Here is a 17,645-nt window from a genome sequence, read left to right as displayed (position 1 = left end):
GTCTCGTTGTAGTCCTCGATTAGCGCGGCATAAGACCATGCCTGATAGGAGGGATGGTTTGTCTCTCTTACTGCACCACCCAGCTGGGTACGCACGATGGCGTCCTTTTTCGTTACCTCAACAGACTGCCACTGTTTGAGTTCCACGATGACAGCGGCATCGTTTCGTTGGTGGTTTTTACCGGTCAGGATGAAGTCCACCCTGCGGTTTGTCAGCGGGATATTGTACTCGATGGCCACCCCTGCCGTTGCAGGGATTGCCTCATCCAGCAGTGCGCTCATCATAAACCGCAACGAATTTTCCCAGGATATCACCTCATTTCGTGGCGAATTCCGGTGTAGCTTCCGCGCCACCTCGTTCTCGATAACCTCGGTAATAGCGTTGGCTCGCACATCATCAATAAACTGCTGCTTCGTGGCGTTGTAGACCAACATCTCCCTGTCATATTCCTTTGCATATCAATTGGTTATAGTGTTTTTCTATAAGGCTTTTCGAATAAAGTCTGAGCTAGTTGCCGAAACACTAAGACAAGTGCAGCAAATAGATCGAAAATTGTGCGAACTTCAATCGGCTCTCATGAAGCCTGAGTTATTTGAGATACTTGCCTAATCCTTGTACGGGCTGCAATGAGATGAGGGCCGCCCCCTACGATACTGTTTGGAAACAGTTTACTACATCCGGGTTATGCTCCGTATGGCTGTTACTTTGCACAATACCGAGTAGCGTTTTATGAATATCGATGGCGCTCATCCTGAGGTCGATGGTAACGAATCGAATCCTGTGGCCCTGAATGCTGACCTGTTCATCGAGCGGCTCACTGACGCATGGATGCAGTAAAATGCCGGTGGATGATAACGATTTAGGTTCGCCGTTTTTTTCCTGCGAGCGTAAGTAAGCGTACATCTGGTAGAGGTATCCACTACGCAGTGAACTATCCCTGTACCAGCCTTTAATCAGTACCGAATTGAACTTGGTGTCGATAACGATTTTTTGGGTCTCGGTTTCCAGTTCAATATCTGTGGTCATTGAGGGCAGGATACGGCTGATCCCCTCGGAAAGATCGTCTGTCTGCCAGTCCAGTTTAGTGCCTGCCCTCACCTGCCAACCTTTAGGCTTCAGATTAACCTCATACAGGCCTGCAACGCCTTTCTCAAACAACTTGCGTACAAAGACTTCATTGTGGTCGGGCGCACTAAGCTGCTGTCGACCCAGTTTTTCGCTAGGTAGTGCGAGGTCGAAGGTGAGATCCGCCAGCATCAGCAGCTGCCTGTCGTCGCCATCGTGGCGGCCAAAGGTTTCTTTGGATAGGGTAGTTTTCTCAGGCCTGTCGCCCGTCACGCCCATCTGAAAAAGCTGCCTTGCCAGACTGCGGCACTGTCGCGCTAATCCGACCGATGCCAGTATTGATGGCAACCGCTCCAAAGCCGCCTTGATATAGCGGTTTCGGGGCGTGTTAATCGTCATTTCATCGAAACGACAGGCAATCTTACCCTTCAGATGGAGCTGATTCCGAGCCGACTCCAACGCATCTATTTTTCCCCGCAGGCGGCTAAGGTGCGCTTCACGACGGGTGTATCCAGCAGTCAGATTGCGTCTTATGCGTCGCTCGACAGCATGTACCAGCATTCTGGCAACAAGGTCAGGAATATCATCGGGTGTCTCCTCCACCGAGGAAAAACGATTACCTGCCGTTCTGTAGAGGTCTGATGCATAGAGCATCAGAAGCCAGAGGTTACGGACAGGGACACGACCAATGGTGTGCTCTTCACCGATATTCACACTTGGGCTACCCATCACCATCCCTCTAGCAGGGTGTCTCTTAGTTCATCCGCCCGATTAGGAGCATCGAAGAAGTACTCCTGCAGTAGCGGGTAAATTTCAGTCTCTACTTTATCCAGGAACCAGCCACTGACATCCTCACTTTCTTCGGTTGGCGTTACATAGCTGTGCCCAACCTGAAACTGCGCTCCAAGCGAAGGTTCATCGGTGATTGCTTGGTTCAATTCATTGAAGCGTTTTTCGATATCTATGACTCTGGCCGTATCGCTTCCGAGCCTTTCATGGGCCCATATGCGCCAGCGCTCACCCAATTGAGGCTTGAGGTCAATGAACGCAAAGCGGCGTCTTAGGGCCAGGTCAACCAAAGCCAGCGACCTGTCGGCAATATTCATGGTGCCGATTACGTAGAGGTTTTTGGGAATGTAGACTCGCTTTTTGCTGCCTTCACCGTAAGTCAGCTCCAGCGCCTCGTTCGGTGTGCGCTTGTCTTTTTCCAGCAGGGTGAGCATCTCGCCGAAGATTTGGGCGGGGTTGCCTCTATTGATCTCTTCGATAACCAGTACATAGCTGTTTTCAGGGTTGCGCTGGGCCAGATAGACCATTTCGAGGAACGGGCCGTCAACAAGCTCTAATACACCGTTATTACCTCCAGGGCGCCAGCCCCTGATGAAGTCTTCATAAGAGAGATTCGGATGGAACTGGACAGCACGCACCCGCTCTTCAATTCTGTGGCCGATCAGCGCATAGGCCAGCCTCTTGGCCAACCAGGTCTTCCCAGTACCTGGTGCCCCCTGCAAGACAAGATTCTGCTTCGACTTAAGAACACTGAGGTACTTGAAAACCTGGTCTTCGCTTAAGAAACATCCGTCATTAAGAATGTTTTCGACGCCATAGGGCTCTGCCTTTGGCTGCGGGTCGTAACTCTTCTCTTCTGCACCGCCTTGTTCGGTATCGAACTCAGTCCAGCGGTACGAGCCATTACCTAGAAACTCGATTAAATCGTCGTCTCGCAGGGTCTGCATATTACGATCAATGGTAAACGCGACGGTGTTGTTCGAAGGGTATTCCTCTGTCAGTTCGGACAAGAACCGATCCTGAAATTGTTTGCGAGTGAAGTCGGCAGACCCAGTCTCCAAACAAAGATCTTTAACGAGTCCATAAACGCGGCTTTTCCAGGTACCTGCGGACTGCCCTGCTACGCTTGGCGGCTGATAACGCCAGGCTTCAAACGACAATTCGGGGAACGAGTGAACAGGAAAGGTATCTTCTTCGAATCGTGCCTCTACTGTTCTCAATACCTGAAAATAATCATCCGCACTGCAGCGCCCTTTGGGGCTATTCTTCGGTATTGGAGTATTGAGTTTGTCTTTTATGTACTGCTGAGAAGTGCCATCAAGCGGCAGGTAAACCCACGGCCTAATCCAGTACAAGCCCATGGTCAGATTCCAGCCCACGTTTTTAATAGTGGATGCTGCGTCGTACCCTTGGGCGAATCGCTCTACTTCAGACTCAGGGTCGCCATCTGCATAGGCGATAGCCGCCGCAAAAAACTCCCACAATTTGTCTATGTCGCCATCCTTCCGCGCATTGCTAAACGCGAAGAACCAGGACTTTTGATTATTTAAAACCGGTATGGCGTCGAAGTTAGCGGGGAGCTCCGCATCCACATCTAAGAAAGCTGCCAACTTGGCGGCTATGGCTCGACGATTTGGATCGGTTAGTTGGCGATTAAAGGTGCCTAGCAGCGTAAAGGGACAGATATCCGCCAGCGGGAACGAATTACCGTCTGCATCTCTGTCGTTGAGATGGCTGAGCCCTTCGACCTGCTGAGAAATGCTATGCAGGTGATCAACTAGGGGGCCTCTGTCGTCCTGGTACTTGACCAGCTTGGTTGCGAGCTCTTCGTAAAACTCGGTCCAAGGAAAACGTGATTGTTTGGCATTGTCTCCAAACCGTTCCTTCCAATAAGGGGCGTTCCTGAAACGGTTATAGTCTTGGTCGGCGTCATTAAATGTGAAGTCGATCAACGCCCGTGACAGCCATCGCTTGCCCTCTAGCCTCCAGACTGTGCCTCGGTGTGTGAAGAAATACCATCGCTTCTCAGGGACTAGCGGCTCCCAATCGACATGGACGGTTTTACCGTTGCCCTCATTCGCTGTAACAGTTCCACGCGCTTTAATAGCCATGACTGAAGCTGTTGAACCATTGGCTTGGAACGGCAGGTTTTTCTTTTGGGTGAAGGCAGCCTTGATCGCAATTTTATCGCCAGGCTGGATCGAATTGACCTCATCAAGGTGCTTATCCTTGTAGCCGTTCTCCCAGATTCCCTCATTGAGAAACCGTTCAGTCTGGTCGTCTTTGCCATCCCAAAGTGCTCCTACGAACCAATACGCCTGCTTCGATTCCATGTTTTATCTAATCCCTGATTCCGTTGTTTCCGCTGAAGCTAAATAATGCCTAACGATAACGACCGAGCTTGAATCCTGCTAGTGCCCGATCAATGAAGTCCCCTCTGGCAGAGCCGTCACCGCCATCTGTTCTATCTGCAGTTGATGGCGAATCCATAAGGTGCTTTTCGTTTGGGAAATAATAGATGGTAAGCGTGGATGGTATAGCCACTCAACACGAGACGGCTCATTACACATGTAGAGCATAAGGCGTTCTTTGAAGAGAGGAATTCCCTTTCTTGCCCGTCGTCGCCTTGCTTGATGCGATTTCATCACCTCGGTCTAGCCCGTATTTACTCTGCGCTTTTTTTGATTATACCAGCTTGACCTTACCACTGTTGGAAGGTCTATATTCGTTGCTATCCAAAGCTCAAAGGAGGTTTAAATGCATCATTTCAAGGTGACCGGCATGTCCTGCGGCCACTGCGTGTCTGCGATTGAGAAAGCGGTCAAAGCGCTGGACTCGCAGGCAGACGTTGCCGCCGATATTGAAAAAGGCGAAGTGACTGTAAGCAGCGATGTTGCGTTCGCGTCGATCAGCGATGCGATTCGAGAAGCCGGTTACGAAAACCAGGCGATCAGCGCCTGATAAACGAATGTATGACTGTCACCGCCTGAAGGTAAAAAGGCTGCCCTGAGAGATCCGGGGCAGCCTTTTTCTTTTCTGGTGGATTTTAAGGGGGCCACTTTACGGCTTTATTCAGCTATCCCCTGTTTGGCCGCCTGGCTTGGTTGAATCCTTTGCATGCCGCTGCTCGCTGCCCGGTTCAATCCCACTCTTGCCAACGCGGGCGTGATCAGGCTCCTGACTCTCCTCGAGTTCGCTCTGCTCTGACAGTTGGTTAATGATCGGGCAATCGGGCCGCGAATCTCCATGGCAGTTGCCGGCCAGGTGCGAGAGCGTTTCGCTCATTTCCATGAGTTCGCGGGCCTTGCGCTCCAGTTCCGCCACATGTTCCAGCGCGATGCGCTTGACGTCCGCGCTGGCCCGGCCGCGGTCCTGCCAGAGCGCAAGCAGTTCGGCCATCTGATCAACCGAAAAGCCCAGGTCGCGTGCCCGCCGGATGAACCGCAGCCGGTGTACATCCTTGTCGGAGTAGTCCCGGTAACCGGCATCGGTCCGGGACACTTCGGGGATCAATCCGATCGATTCATAGTAGCGGATCATCTTCGCCGAAACACCGGATGCCGCTGCTGCTTTGCCGATATTCATACTTGTCCCCTTTGCCAATGCGATCAGTTCCAGTCACTGCCGGGCTCAGGCAGCCTGGGTCGGCGCCCTGAACCGGCGTAACCTGAGCGCGTTAGTCAGTACAAAGACCGAAGAGAGCGCCATCGCGCCGGCCGCAAAGATCGGTGACAGCAGCAGGCCAAATGCCGGATAGAGCGCACCTGCCGCCAGTGGAATCAGCGCCGTGTTATAGGCAAAGGCCCAGAACAGGTTCTGCTTGATGTTGCGGATAGTCTCCTTCGAGAGTGCGATCGCACTGGGGATACCGCCGAGATCGCCGGACATCAGTACCACATCTGCCGCCTCGATGGCGATATCGGTACCCGTGCCGATCGCCATACCTACATCGGCTTCCGCCAGGGCCGGCGCATCATTGATACCATCGCCCACGAAGGCGAGCTTGCCATGCTGGGACTTGAGCTTTTTCACCGCATCAACCTTGCCCTCCGGCAGCACCTCGGCAACAACGTCGTCGATACCCAGTTGCCGGGCGATCGCATCGGCCGTGCGGTGGTTGTCACCGGTAATCATCGCGACTTTCAGTCCCAGCGCGTGCAGAGCCTCTATCGCTGCGGGTGTAGACTCCTTAATCGGATCGGATACCGCAATGATTGCCGCCAGTTTGTTATCAATCGCCGCGTACAAGGGTGTTTTACCCTCGCTGCCCAGGCGTTCTGCCACCTCGGCAAAGCGGGCTACATCGAGACCGAGCTTGCTCATATATCGGTCCGCGCCGATATCGACCGACACACCTTCCGCCTGTGCCTTCACACCAAAACCGGTGACAGATTCAAAGCCCTCAACAGCGGGGATACTAATCCCTTCGGCCTCTGCCGCATCAGCGATGGCGCGACCGATGGGATGTTCCGAGCGGGACTCCACCGCTGCGATTTTCGCCAGTACGTCGTTTCGCTCGAACCCTTCGGCAACTTCCAGGTCGGTCAGTGCTGGCCTACCCTCGGTCAGGGTCCCTGTCTTGTCGACCGCGACGACCTTAGCGTCCCTGAGCAACTGCAGAGCCTCACCCTTGCGGAATAGCACCCCCATCTCGGCGCCGCGACCGGTGCCAACCATGATCGATGTGGGTGTCGCCAGCCCCATGGCACAGGGGCAGGCAATGATCAGTACCGCCACCGCATTGACCAGCGCAAGACTCAGCGCCGGTGCGGGACCGGCGAAGAACCAGACAAGGAAGGTCAGCAGCGCCGCCGTCATCACCGCGGGCACAAACCACATCGTCACCTTGTCCACCAAGCCCTGGATCGGCAGTTTCGAGCCCTGAGCTTCTTCTACCATGCGAATAATCTGGGCCAGTACGGTGGTGCCACCCACCGCCGTGGCCTTGAATGCCAGCGCACCTTTCTGATTGACGGTACCTCCGACCACGGGACTGCCAGTCGTCTTGGATACCGGCACAGGTTCACCGGTGATCATCGATTCGTCGACATAGCTCTCGCCTTCGATCACGTCGCCATCCACCGGTATGCGCTCACCGGGGCGAACCTCCAGCGTATCGCCCGGTTTCACCTCGCCGATGCCGATCTCCACCGTTTTACCATCGCGGCGCACCCGTGCTGTCTTGGCCTGAAGGCCAACCAGGCGTTTGATCGCCTGGGATGTGCGCCCTTTCGCCCGGGCTTCGAAGAAGCGCCCAAGCAGGATCAGGGTCACGATGACCGCCGCCGCCTCGTAATAGACGTTTGCAGTCCCGGCCGGCAACAGGCCAGAGAAGAAAGTCGCAATGACCGAATAACCCCAGGCGGCCGAGGTACCGAGTACCACCAGCGAGTTCATATCCGGTGCCGCATGCAGCAGCGCCGGTACACCTTGCTTGAAGAACCGCCGACCAGGTCCGAACAGCGCCAGGGTTGCCAGCACGAACTGGATGTACCAGCTCATCTGCAGGCCAATCGTGTTGCTGACGAGACTCTTGATACCTGGAATAAAGTGAGAACCCATCTCCAACAGGAACACGGGCAGAGACAGCAGCGCCGCGATGGTCAGGTCCCGCTTGAGCGAGGCCAGTTCGGCATCCTTCTTCTCCGCGGCTTCATCAGCCCCTGCGCCGCCCTGGTCGATCTCGCTGGCGGTGTAGCCGGCATCCGCCACGGCGTCGATAAGTGTCTCGACACCGGTGTTGCCGCGTATGCTGGCCCGTTCGGTGGCCAGGTTCACGTTTGCCTCGATGACGCCGGGCACGGCCTGCAGGGCGCGCTCTACACGGCCGACACAGGACGCGCAGCTCATCCCCTCGATGGACAGTTCGGTGGTTGTAGCGGGTACCGAATAGCCCGCCTTTTCCACCGCTTCGATCAGCGCTTGCTGGTCGACATGAGCATGGGAGCGAATATCGGCACGCTCGGTCGCCAGGTTGACCGCGACCTCATCGACGTTCTCGACCTTCTTCAGTGCCGCTTCCACGCGACCAACGCAGGAGGCACAACTCATGCCTTCAATGGGCAGGCTTATCGACGACACGGGCGACTGATTCTGTTTTGTCGGGGTATCCATCAGTTGCCTCCTTACAAGCATCTCATGCGGATACCCTGAACTATAAACCTTCCCACGATTGGAAGGTCAAGAGCGGGACGATAAAAACCCATGTATTAACTATGGGTATTGGGTGATTTACCGGCGCCCCGCCAACAGGGTCAGGCGCGAACCCGGATCCAGCTCACCATGCCTGCTGCCTGATGCTCGATCATATGGCAGTGCAGCAGCCAGCTGCCTGGCTTGTCGGCACGGAAGCGGATTTTGGTGCGCTCGCCCGACGCCATTACCACCGTGTCATGCCAGAGTCCCTGGTTATAACGTGCCAGGTCCGACTGAAAGTGGTGTCCATGCAGGTGCAGACTGTGTGGCCAGCGGGTGTTGTTGAGCATCTCGACTTCCACCAGGTCGCCACTGCGTACCTCCAGCAGCGGCTGCTCCGGCATATTGACGACACCGTTAAATGCCCAGATCTGTTTGTTCTGAACCAGCTCCCGAGTACTCAGCGTCTGGCCCCCGTAGACCGCTTGCCTGAGGCCGCCCATGGCGCCGCCGGTCATATCCAGCTGCACCCGATGATCGACCGGCTGGTCGGCCAGCTGCGGCAACGGGTTCGCCGGCAGTGGCTGGGGTTCATCGCGCTCGCCCTGCCCTATCTGGCCATCGATCTGCCCATCAATCTGCAGCAGCGCCAGGTCGATCGGAGCGCCATCGGTCTGCAATTGAATGGCCAGGGCGCCCTGAGCCTGCGCGGGAATATCGACCACCAGGTCATAACGCTCAGCAGGCGCCAGTAGCAGCGGCCCGCTGTGCCCCCGGGGCGTCGTCAGCGGCTGTCCATCCTTGGCCCAGATCCAGCTGGGCAGATCAGGCAGCCGCACTGCCATGATGCGGGCATTGGCGGTGTTAAGCAGGCGAAGCCTGATCCGCTCGCCCCCTTTCACCTTGAAGCGCGGTTGGAGCTGGCGATTCACCGTCAGCAGGTTGCCGGTGCGACCGCCGTGGGCCCAGTCGTGCATGGCGCCGAGGCTGGCGGTATCAAACTGGCGCGCCTCATTCAGACGCCAGTCGTCCAGGGTCAGTACCAGATCCCGGTCGACCTCAACGGGCTCCTGCTCATCTACAATCAGCGGCAGATAAAGCCCCCGTGCCAACTGCTCGTAGGTTTTGTGATGGGAGTGGGCCCAGTAGGTCCCCGCATCCTGAGGTGTAAAGCGGTAGATGAACCGTTCGCCGGGCGCGATCGGTTCCTGAGTCAGGCCACTGACGCCATCCATAGGATTATCGATCCGCATGCCATGCCAGTGCACGCTGCTGGGATCTGGTAGCTGGTTTTCTACTTCAATTTCCACCGGCTCGCCCTGGCGCAGACGCAGCACGTCGCGATCGAACGCCCAGAGCCCCACCGGCTCGCCCAGGGGGGCGAACCAGTGGTGGCTTTCCGGTTTAAGGACAAGCCTCAGTCGACGTACGCCGGACTCGCTCTGATGTGGAGTTTCAGTCTGCGGCGATGCGGTGACCAGCGTCGGACCTGCCATCAAGCCAAGCCCGCTGAGCTGAATAAAGTGACGGCGGCTCAGTTTCATTTGAGGGCGTCCTTCATCTGCTGGAGGATCCGTTCCAGGTTCGCCAGCGGCTGCGCACCGCTGATGGCGACCGCTTCGCCACTGGCGTTATGCAGCAGGAAGTTGCCCGGTGTGCCGGTTACGCCAGAGACCTTGCCATCCTCGGTCTGGGCAAGCACCTTGTCGCGGAAACGCTCCTCTTTCATGCAGGAATCGAACGCCACCCGGTTGAGGCCGATCTCTTCAGCGAGGGGACCCAGGTTCGCGATGGGGAATCCCTTGCCGTTGGAGCGGGTGCGCTCGAAAATCAGGTCGGAGTAGCGCCAGAACGCCTCACTACCTCCAAGCGAGCCGGCACACTCGGCAGCTTCAGCCTGTTTCTGCGCACCGGGGTTATGGAAGTTCAACGGGAAGTGCCGGTAGATCCAGTTCACATCCGGATTGTTTTCAACAAAGGTCTTGGCTGTTTCGTGGAAACGTTTGCAGTAAGGGCACTCGTAATCCGAATATTCGACCAGGGTAAAAGTGGCATCCGTTGCGCCGCGCACATAATCGGATTCCGGGTCCACCGGCGGCAGATTGGCCACCTGCGCCTCGCGCTGCTGCCTGGCCTGCTCCGCCCGGGCTTGATTCTGTTTTTCAATGAAGCGGATGATCGACGTTTCGACCCGTTTGTCGAACGCCTCACTGTTGAAGTATTGCTCCAGCTTCTGGTCGATCAGCTTTTCAATATCGGCATCGGCTGCCTGCGCCCGGGCCTGGCCGCTAATCAGCAGCACCATCAGGCTGCCCAGCATCAGATGTATCAGTGACTTTTTCATTGGTAACTCCACGCAACGTCAGCTCCGCCGGTAAAATTTGGCGGAAGTTTCTATCAGTTATAGCGAAAAACCGGATTCAGGCGCGTGGAGGAGGCGTGGGCTGGGTGGTAAATCCGGGCCGGGTCGCGGCCACATCGAAGCCGGCGGGCAGAATCAGGTCCTCCCGCCAGATCGTCTCGGGTGTGCTGGAGACAGACAGTGGCTGAACGGCGCAGATACGCGGGCACTTGGATAACTGCTGGCTACAGCTGGAGTGAACAGCACTCACAACCTCGACACGCGGTGCGCTGCTGCGATCAGCGACGGCAGGTCCTGTCGTGAACCCGGCTAACAGGAACAGCAGCGTGGTGAGGAGTGTGATCAGCTTTTTCATAGTCTGCAGTCTGACTTAAGTGCCCGTTTATAACAGAGTTTTCACGACACCATCAACGCTTCGTTAACGGGTCGGTAGCGATTGTTCGAATGCGCTCTGTGGTCGGATCGACAGCAACCAGTCTCTGACAGACTCATCAGGCGGCATGTTAACTATAAATGCTATTATATTGTTTTATATACTTTTTATTGCGCGAGCAACCAGGAACTACCAACAGGGTAACGCGCAGCAACTCCTTACAAGGGTTTGAATACCCGCCCCTCTTTCTCCATCTCAAGAGCGATGCCGCGCTGCAGGTCATCATAGACAAGATGCTTATCGCCTCCCCGGCTGAGCGCCTGCAGACAGGCATAGTGCACCGCATTGATGATAGTGCCGCCACTCAGTTCAAAGCGCGCCAAACGCTCGTAAGGCAGCTCCGGGGTGTCGAAGCTCACACCGGTCGGCATGCTGATACGCCAGATCTGTTCGCGCTCCCTGGCGGCGGGTAGCGGAAAGCCGATCACGGCATTGAAACGGCGCAGAAAGGCGTCATCGAGATTGGACTTGAGGTTGGAAGCCAGGATCACCAGGCCATCAAACTCCTCCACTTTCTGCAGCAGGTAGGACACCTCCTGGTTTGCGAAGCGATCGTGGGCATCCTTGATGCCGGTGCGTTTGCCAAACAGCGCATCCGCTTCGTCGAAGAACAGTATCCAGTCGCGGTTTCGCGCCTTGTCGAACAACGCGGCCAGGTTCTTCTCGGTCTCGCCGATATACTTGGACACCACCGTCGACAGATCCACCCGGTAAACCTCCCGCCCGGTATGCTTGCCCAGCAGCGTGGCGGTAAGGGTCTTGCCGGTACCGGGCGGACCATGGAACAGCACCCGGTAACCCGGCTTGAAGCGTGCTGCCATCTGCCAATCCTGCATCAGTTGCCGGTGGTGTTCGATCCAGCAGCGTATTTCGTCGATACGCTGCTGTACGTTTGAGTCAAGTACCAGATCCTCCCAGGCCAGGCCGGTACCAATCCGCTGGGCGGGGAAGGCACTGCTGAAATGGGGAGCGCTGATACTGCCGGTGGTGAATAGCTCGACATAGTCGGGGTTGAGTAGAAGCCGGCCACTGAACCCCGGCTCCCCTGGTTTGGCGGTTTGCAGCTGCAGCACACCCTCAGCTGCAAACCAGTGATCGGCGCTGAACAGCTTCTGCACCTCAAAACGGCGGTCGAGATCGATGCCCGCCAGGGTAAACAGAGCGGTTTCGCCAGTGGGCTGGAACAGCCGGTTTGCGTTGTCGCGACTGCCACCGAACTCGGCGAACAGGCCCTGATCAGGCAGGCGGCGCAGAAACAGGTTATCGAGAAAGCTGGGCTGCACATGGGGCACCAGTGCCAGCAGCAGCACGACATATTCATCGAAACTGGGTTGCCGCTCACGGATAAACCCGGCAAACGCGGAGCTGTCCTCGAAGAACGCCAGCCCCGGCAACTTCTCGGGTGCCGGATCATCCGCCTGGCGCTGGTGTAGCTCGATACGCGCCGTGATTACCCGATCGAGGTAATCAAAGGCGTGTTGGAGATTCGCTGCATTGGTATCGCTCACGCGACGGCCCCTCCTTCGGTTAGAGACAGTGCAACCCAGATCCTCAGCTCAACAGAATATAGCCATCCTGATTCCACTGTTTAGCCTTCGCCTCCGACAGACTACCCCCCTGATCTACCGTTTCCCTGGCCAACGTAGCGTAGGTGCCGAACATCGGGCCCCGTTGATCCCTGCGCGCCTTCACCGCTTTGTAGATGGCATCGGCTTCGTCGCTGATCCCCGGGTGCTTAAACTCTTTCAACGGCTGCGCACTGGTCAGGCTGTTAACGGCCACCGGCACAATTTTGGGGCTGTCGGAGAGGAAATACTTATCGGCACTGCGCTGAATATCGTTGCTGATGGTCCAGCTTTTTTTCTCTTTATCGACGAACTTATCGCCCTTCTTCTCAATGCGGGCCGACTCGATACTGAGCGCCGTGGGTACGTTCTGCTCGGCGTCGATAATCTTCGCGAAGGTATCGGCCTGGGCCGGGTGTTTGTCGGCCATCGCCTTTTTCAGCGCCGGCCCCTTGCTCTGGCCACTGTACGTTGGCACCACCTTGTAACGCTGCACCGCCTTGCTGTTGAAACCGGCTTTGATGTAGCTCTCCACCTGGGCTTCATGCTGGTGGTTACCCTGGCGCGATAGCGGCGTCATGTTCTTCCAGACCCCGGGTCCACCCAGATTGTCGTTAAGCAGGTGACCACGGACATAGAAGCTGGCCCCTCCGGACTGGCGGCGCAGGTTGAGCACGTCATAACTCCCGTGCGCGGCCTGACTGGGAGACGATCCCTGCTTCCAGCCCTCGCCGTTCTTGCTGAGTACCCTAATCTCCATACTTGTCCCGAAACCGGCACTGTTAGCGGCACCATAGCTTGGCTCCTGCCACTCCGGCAGGGCTTCACCAAACAAATGCTTGGTCGAATCCGACAGGCTCAGCAGCATCCCATCCAGGGCATCCTGTTTGGCCTTGGCATTTTTGGCCTTTTCCGCCTTGTCCTTGCCACCCACCGCTTCTTTGCGCTTGGTATCAATTTGCGCGGCGACTTTTTTCGCCTGTTTGAGATGTGCTTTCTGCTCACTGGTGAAGCTGCTTTCATCCAGGTCTTTAAGAAACTGCTGATACGGCTGCTCTTTGCTGCGCATGGTTAACTTGGCCGACTTTCCCCCGCCTTTAAAAAACAGGGTGTGACCTTCGCCGTTGGTAGCGGTGAACTTACGTTTCACCTTCCACCAGGAGACTATTTTATCTTTCAGTTCTTTCGCGGCGCCTTTGCCCTTTTTGATCAACTTTTTCGCGAACTTAACTACTTTATCGACGACCTTATCGATCACCTTGTTGATCGGCTTACTCACTTTCTTGATGATCTTCTGCACCGTGGCACCAATACCGCCCAGTCCCGCCAGCGACGCCAGCAGGCCGATCACCACCGGCAGGCTGCGGGCCATGGCGTTCTCCACCGCGGCGGCCGCCTTACCCAGGACCCCGGCGGCGATGGAGGTGACCGCACCATACACCGATAGCACGAAATCCTTGATCTGCTGGAAGCGCTCCACCAGGAACTTCACCAGGTCGAACAGCAGTTTCAGTACCTTGACCAGTGCGCCTGCGGGGTTAAGCAGCCCCAGTAGCCAGGTCACCGCCTCCTTGATCACGGTGGTGATAACAAATCCGCGGATGGCGCCGAGTACCAACTCCTTGAGGTTGCCGAGCGTCTGCTTGACCAGCGTCCATAAACCGACCACGCCCTTGGTAATCAGTACACGGATGATCTTCACGCCCTTTTCGATCACCGAGAACACCTTGGCCGCCTTGGGGTAGCGCTTGATGATGCGCGCCTTGATATTTTCGTAGGTGAGTCCCAGCACCTGCAGCACCAGGTGCACTATGCCCTTGAGATCGAACTTTTTCGGTAGCGTAATCGGCACCGAAGACAGAGCTCCGGTCAGCCATTCAACAAGCCCCTTGATCAGGTGCTGCTTGATGTTTTTAACAAAGCTGCGCACCCCCATGCCGATGGCTTTCACCAGGTTATTGAAGAACGGCACCGGATTTTTCAGGATCGACAGCAGCTGCTTGCCAGCCCGCTCAAAGAAATCAAAGATCGGCTGAGGGTTGATACCGGCAATCTCGCACGCCGCCCGGATGGCGATCTTCAGCGCCTCGACAAAGTCGCCGGTGATCACAGCGCCGATAATCTGCACCGCCGCCTTGAGAGCGGTCTGGAACGCGGCGAGTATTTTATCCAGCAAGCTCGCCAGACCCGCGGCCAGGACTTCGACGGCGGCAATGGCGCCATCGGCGACCAGATTCACCCCGGCTACGGCGGTGTCGACAACCGTATCGATGGCACCGTTGATGGTCCGGGCCAAACCGGGAAAGGTACTGCCCAGGTAAGTGGTCACCTGTGACTTGGCCCAGTCCCGGAAAGAATTTAGGGCGCCGACCACCGCGTTACGTGCCGCGTTGATGGTATCCACCGCGAATTTCTTCGCGGCATTGATCACCTTCGCTACACCTTTGCGGATGGCGTTGAAGGTATCGTCGATCAGCTTGGTGGCTTTTTTGACCGCATCCTTGATGAAGTCGACCGCCCGGTCCCACCAGCCCTTATCCTGTTCCTTGCGTTTCAGGTCTGCCTTGATGGCGCTGGCTTCACGATCACCGCGCGCCTTTTCACTGGCGGCGAAGGTTTCTGCCTCACCCAGGCGTTTATCGGCCTGGGATTCGGCGCCACTAACCTTGGTACGAATGGTTGCGTTACCGCTGTTTTGTTGCGTCGCCGCCTGTTTTTCGAAGCTGTTAACTTCACCATAAGCCTGCTCGATCCCCTGCTTCTGCTTGCCGGCGACCTTGCCCCGGTTATCGATAACGATCCGGCGCTGCTCGGCATCGGCCTGCTGATTCAGGCTGGCGGTTTCGCGCTCGGCATCGGCAATCGCCTGCTGCTCGTCCTGCTCACGGCTGCTGACCGCCTGATCGGTATCGGTCTGTGCCTTGTTTAACTTGGGTCCCAGGGTGAGGGAGAGCTTCTCGTCGGCTTTTTTGCGAACCTCCTCGGGCAGCGACGCTGCTGCGTAGTCCTGGGCCGCTTGCGCAGGCTCAGTGGTCACCGGTTCCTGTGGTTCAGGCTTGCGCTCTACCCGCTGCTTTTTCTGAACCGATTTTGCCTTGATGTTGGCCTGGCCGGGATTGCGCTGCAGCTGTCCGGTCAGTTCATCCCTTTTGCCCCTGAGCGCACCACCGGCCTCTGAACGTTGCTCTGCCATCCGGGACGGATCGGCAGTACCGCTGAGGTCAACTCGCTGACGGGAACCGGCACTGGTGTTGAGGTTGTTATCCGAGGTAGGCAGGCCGTTGACCAGGCGGCTGAAATTGGCCTTGAGCCAGTCGAAGAAGCCACCGAGCAGGCTTTTTTTCTCCATCCGGTCAACGTTGGCCCGGTTCGACGGCGCCTGGCCTCGGTTTTCATGGGTCTCCGGTGTCAGCGTTTTGGGGCCGGCATCGACCTTTGAATCGGGTATTTTCGCCTGCCCCGGCATTAGCTGCTCCGCCGGGGTGATCCCCTCCTGAACATTGCCGGCCAGGTTTACCGTCAATTCCTGAGGGTTATCCTGCTGCTGTTTCTGCTCGGCTTTCAGTTTGCTGCTGACTGCACCGCCTAACTTGTCGCCACTCAGCGCAACCTGCGACGGCGAGGCCGCGGCTACCTCGGTCACCATCTGGTCGGAGCTGCCCTGAAGCGCCAGAGGATCGACCGCTGCCACCGGCTCATGCGGCGGTGCAGCCGGGATTTCGGGTAACTCCAGCGCTACCTCGCTGTTAGCCGATTCGGTGACCGGCGTTGTTTCAGTCTCGGTAGCTGAGGTATCGGTGGGGACCGGCTGCTCCCCTTCCTCTTCGGATGCAGGCTCTTTCTCTTCGTCGGTACTGTCCGGGGTCGTCACCAGCTCATCGGTTTCAATACCTGTGTTCACCAACGGCACTTCCGGCATATCGAGTTTTGCCAGGGTGTCGTAAAACACGTCCCAGCCGCTCAGAGGATCGAACTGCTCCTCAATCTGACCGCCCAGGTTATCCTGCCCGGCGGTATTGCCGTTGATCGTAGCGATGCGCGCCGAGCCGCCGGGGCCGCTGAAATCCACACCGGATACGATGGCAAAGTGGTTGTTCTTATGGCGATAGGCGATGTCACCTTTCTGGGGTATCTCGCCCTTGGAGCGAGCCTGCAAGAACTTGGATGAGGTCCAGCCGAGCTTCCAGTCCGGCACCGGAACCCCCGCACTTTTCAGGGACCACCAGACGAAGATGCCGCACCAGTGCGGCAGCATATCTTTAACCTGGCCGTTTTTGTCCGTGTAGGTTTTGATGCGGCGGATTACATCAGGATGAATCGGCATCTTGCCGCCAAAGGCGATATCGAAGTAGGTGCGGATCCGCTCCCAGCCCTGGCGATTACCCTCGGCATCCTGGAGCTTCGCGTTGACGCTACCGATTTGGCTGCGGGCGTGGGCCACCGCTTCCAGCAGTTCCGGACGGATCTGGTAGCTGTCGGTGTTTGCGTCGATCTTTGGTTGCAGCTTTTGTGTACGTGAAGGTGCTTCGACACCCTCTGCCTGGCGTTGCTGCAGTGTATGGGTCGCTTCATGGGCAAGCAGATGCAGCCCCTGGCGGGTCTCGGGATTGTATTCACCACGATTGAAGAAAATGTCGTCACCGGCGGTGAGTGCACGGGCGCCAAATTCACGGTTCAGAACCACCGCCGCGTCATCGGTGTGGATCCTTACGCCATCGAAATCACGGTTGAACGCCGCCTCCAGCCTGTCCCTAACCCGATTTTCCAGTGGACTGCCACTTCGGCTGCGCGCCCTGCGAAACGCCGTGCCGGGACCGATCCCCGTGCGGCGACCCTCCACTGCTTTGGCCTGCAGATCGCCTGGTGCGTATTCGTCCTCTTCCTCTTCGCGTTTTGGCTGCGCCTGAACGTTTTCCTCCTCATCATCGACCTGGGCCTGAACCGTTTCCTCCTCTTCTTCCTGTTTGGCCTGAAGCTCCTCTTCCTCTTCCGTTTGCGCCTGGAGGCTCTCCTCTTCCTCTTCGGGCTGTGACTGACGTTGAGGCGTCTCTTCGAGTTGCGGTTTAAGCAGGGTGACCTTGTCGCCCAGCGCCTGCTCTCCGGCGACGGTGCGGTCAGCAAGGTGATCCGCCTGACGTTCGTATGGGTCCTGGGGCTTACCGGTCTTCAAGCCAGGCTGAAGCCCCAGTGCTTTGGCCGCCTCGTTTTTTAAACCCTGAGGCTGCTTCGCCTGTACCGGTGTTGTGCGGCTGTGGGTTTTAGACTTGACGGCTAACGCGGCGGTTTTTGCCTGCAT

10 protein-coding genes are annotated in these 17,645 nt (G+C 57.0%); 1 reads left to right on the top strand and 9 read right to left on the bottom strand.

Features of this window, described 5'->3' with window-relative positions; genetic code table 11:
* Positions 1 to 645: 645 nt before the first annotated feature.
* Both mcrC and ACQUQP_RS11465 read right to left on the bottom strand, forming a co-directional pair.
* Positions 646 to 1,779 carry a 5-methylcytosine-specific restriction endonuclease system specificity protein McrC gene (gene mcrC / locus ACQUQP_RS11470; protein WP_432695168.1) on the bottom strand — a complete coding sequence of 378 codons (1,134 nt, stop codon included), beginning with the start codon at positions 1,777 to 1,779 and terminating at the stop codon, positions 646 to 648.
* A 14-nt stretch (positions 1,780 to 1,793) separates the two neighbouring features.
* Positions 1,794 to 4,187 (bottom strand): AAA family ATPase, encoded by a 2,394-nt coding sequence (locus tag ACQUQP_RS11465; protein WP_432695167.1) that lies wholly within the window; start codon positions 4,185 to 4,187, stop codon positions 1,794 to 1,796.
* A gap of 424 nt (positions 4,188 to 4,611) precedes the next feature.
* Here ACQUQP_RS11465 and ACQUQP_RS11460 point away from each other — a divergent pair, with 424 nt between their 5' ends.
* On the top strand, positions 4,612 to 4,815 hold the full coding sequence (locus ACQUQP_RS11460) for a heavy-metal-associated domain-containing protein (protein WP_432695166.1): 204 nt from the start codon (positions 4,612 to 4,614) through the stop codon (positions 4,813 to 4,815).
* A gap of 111 nt (positions 4,816 to 4,926) precedes the next feature.
* On the opposite strand, the gene cueR is transcribed toward ACQUQP_RS11460, so the two are convergent.
* The 7 genes from cueR to ACQUQP_RS11425 form a co-directional block, all read right to left on the bottom strand.
* The gene (gene cueR, locus ACQUQP_RS11455; protein WP_432695165.1) at positions 4,927 to 5,439 is read right to left on the bottom strand and encodes a Cu(I)-responsive transcriptional regulator; all 513 of its coding nucleotides are present in this window, start codon (positions 5,437 to 5,439) and stop codon (positions 4,927 to 4,929) included.
* 45 nt (positions 5,440 to 5,484) lie between these two features.
* Positions 5,485 to 7,968, bottom strand: a complete 2,484-nt coding sequence (locus ACQUQP_RS11450) for a heavy metal translocating P-type ATPase (RefSeq protein WP_432695164.1) — start codon at positions 7,966 to 7,968, stop codon at positions 5,485 to 5,487.
* Positions 7,969 to 8,108: 140 nt separating this feature from the next.
* Positions 8,109 to 9,533 carry a multicopper oxidase family protein gene (locus ACQUQP_RS11445; RefSeq protein ID WP_432695163.1) on the bottom strand — a complete coding sequence of 475 codons (1,425 nt, stop codon included), beginning with the start codon at positions 9,531 to 9,533 and terminating at the stop codon, positions 8,109 to 8,111.
* Positions 9,530 to 10,333 carry a DsbA family protein gene (locus ACQUQP_RS11440; RefSeq protein ID WP_432695162.1) on the bottom strand — a complete coding sequence of 268 codons (804 nt, stop codon included), beginning with the start codon at positions 10,331 to 10,333 and terminating at the stop codon, positions 9,530 to 9,532. The genes ACQUQP_RS11445 and ACQUQP_RS11440 overlap by 4 nt, the downstream gene beginning before the upstream one ends.
* Positions 10,334 to 10,409: 76 nt before the next feature.
* Positions 10,410 to 10,706, bottom strand: coding sequence for a hypothetical protein (locus ACQUQP_RS11435; RefSeq protein WP_432695161.1), 297 nt, complete (start codon positions 10,704 to 10,706; stop codon positions 10,410 to 10,412).
* Between the two features lie 236 nt (positions 10,707 to 10,942).
* Entirely contained in the window at positions 10,943 to 12,292 is a 1,350-nt protein-coding gene (locus tag ACQUQP_RS11430; RefSeq protein WP_432695160.1) for an ATP-binding protein, read from the bottom strand.
* Between the two features lie 43 nt (positions 12,293 to 12,335).
* Positions 12,336 to 17,645 (bottom strand): eCIS core domain-containing protein, encoded by a 5,310-nt coding sequence (locus ACQUQP_RS11425; protein ID WP_432695159.1) that lies wholly within the window; start codon positions 17,643 to 17,645, stop codon positions 12,336 to 12,338.

Origin of the sequence: Marinobacterium sp. YM272, from assembly GCF_050908845.1 — a bacterium.
Taxonomy (GTDB): Bacteria; Pseudomonadota; Gammaproteobacteria; order Pseudomonadales; family Balneatricaceae; genus Marinobacterium_D.
This window is presented reverse-complemented; position numbering and strand designations above follow the sequence as displayed.

Excerpts from the sequence above, each read along its gene's own strand:
- ACQUQP_RS11465 (WP_432695167.1), bottom strand. The coding sequence starts at position 4,187 with ATGGAATCGAAGCAGGCGTATTGGTTCGTAGGAGCACTTTGGGATGGC.
- ACQUQP_RS11460 (WP_432695166.1), top strand. The coding sequence starts at position 4,612 with ATGCATCATTTCAAGGTGACCGGCATGTCCTGCGGCCACTGCGTGTCT.
- cueR (WP_432695165.1), bottom strand. The coding sequence starts at position 5,439 with ATGAATATCGGCAAAGCAGCAGCGGCATCCGGTGTTTCGGCGAAGATG.
- ACQUQP_RS11450 (WP_432695164.1), bottom strand. The coding sequence starts at position 7,968 with ATGGATACCCCGACAAAACAGAATCAGTCGCCCGTGTCGTCGATAAGC.
- ACQUQP_RS11445 (WP_432695163.1), bottom strand. The coding sequence starts at position 9,533 with ATGAAACTGAGCCGCCGTCACTTTATTCAGCTCAGCGGGCTTGGCTTG.
- ACQUQP_RS11440 (WP_432695162.1), bottom strand. The coding sequence starts at position 10,333 with ATGAAAAAGTCACTGATACATCTGATGCTGGGCAGCCTGATGGTGCTG.
- ACQUQP_RS11435 (WP_432695161.1), bottom strand. The coding sequence starts at position 10,706 with ATGAAAAAGCTGATCACACTCCTCACCACGCTGCTGTTCCTGTTAGCC.
- ACQUQP_RS11425 (WP_432695159.1), bottom strand. The coding sequence starts at position 17,645 with ATGCAGGCAAAAACCGCCGCGTTAGCCGTCAAGTCTAAAACCCACAGC.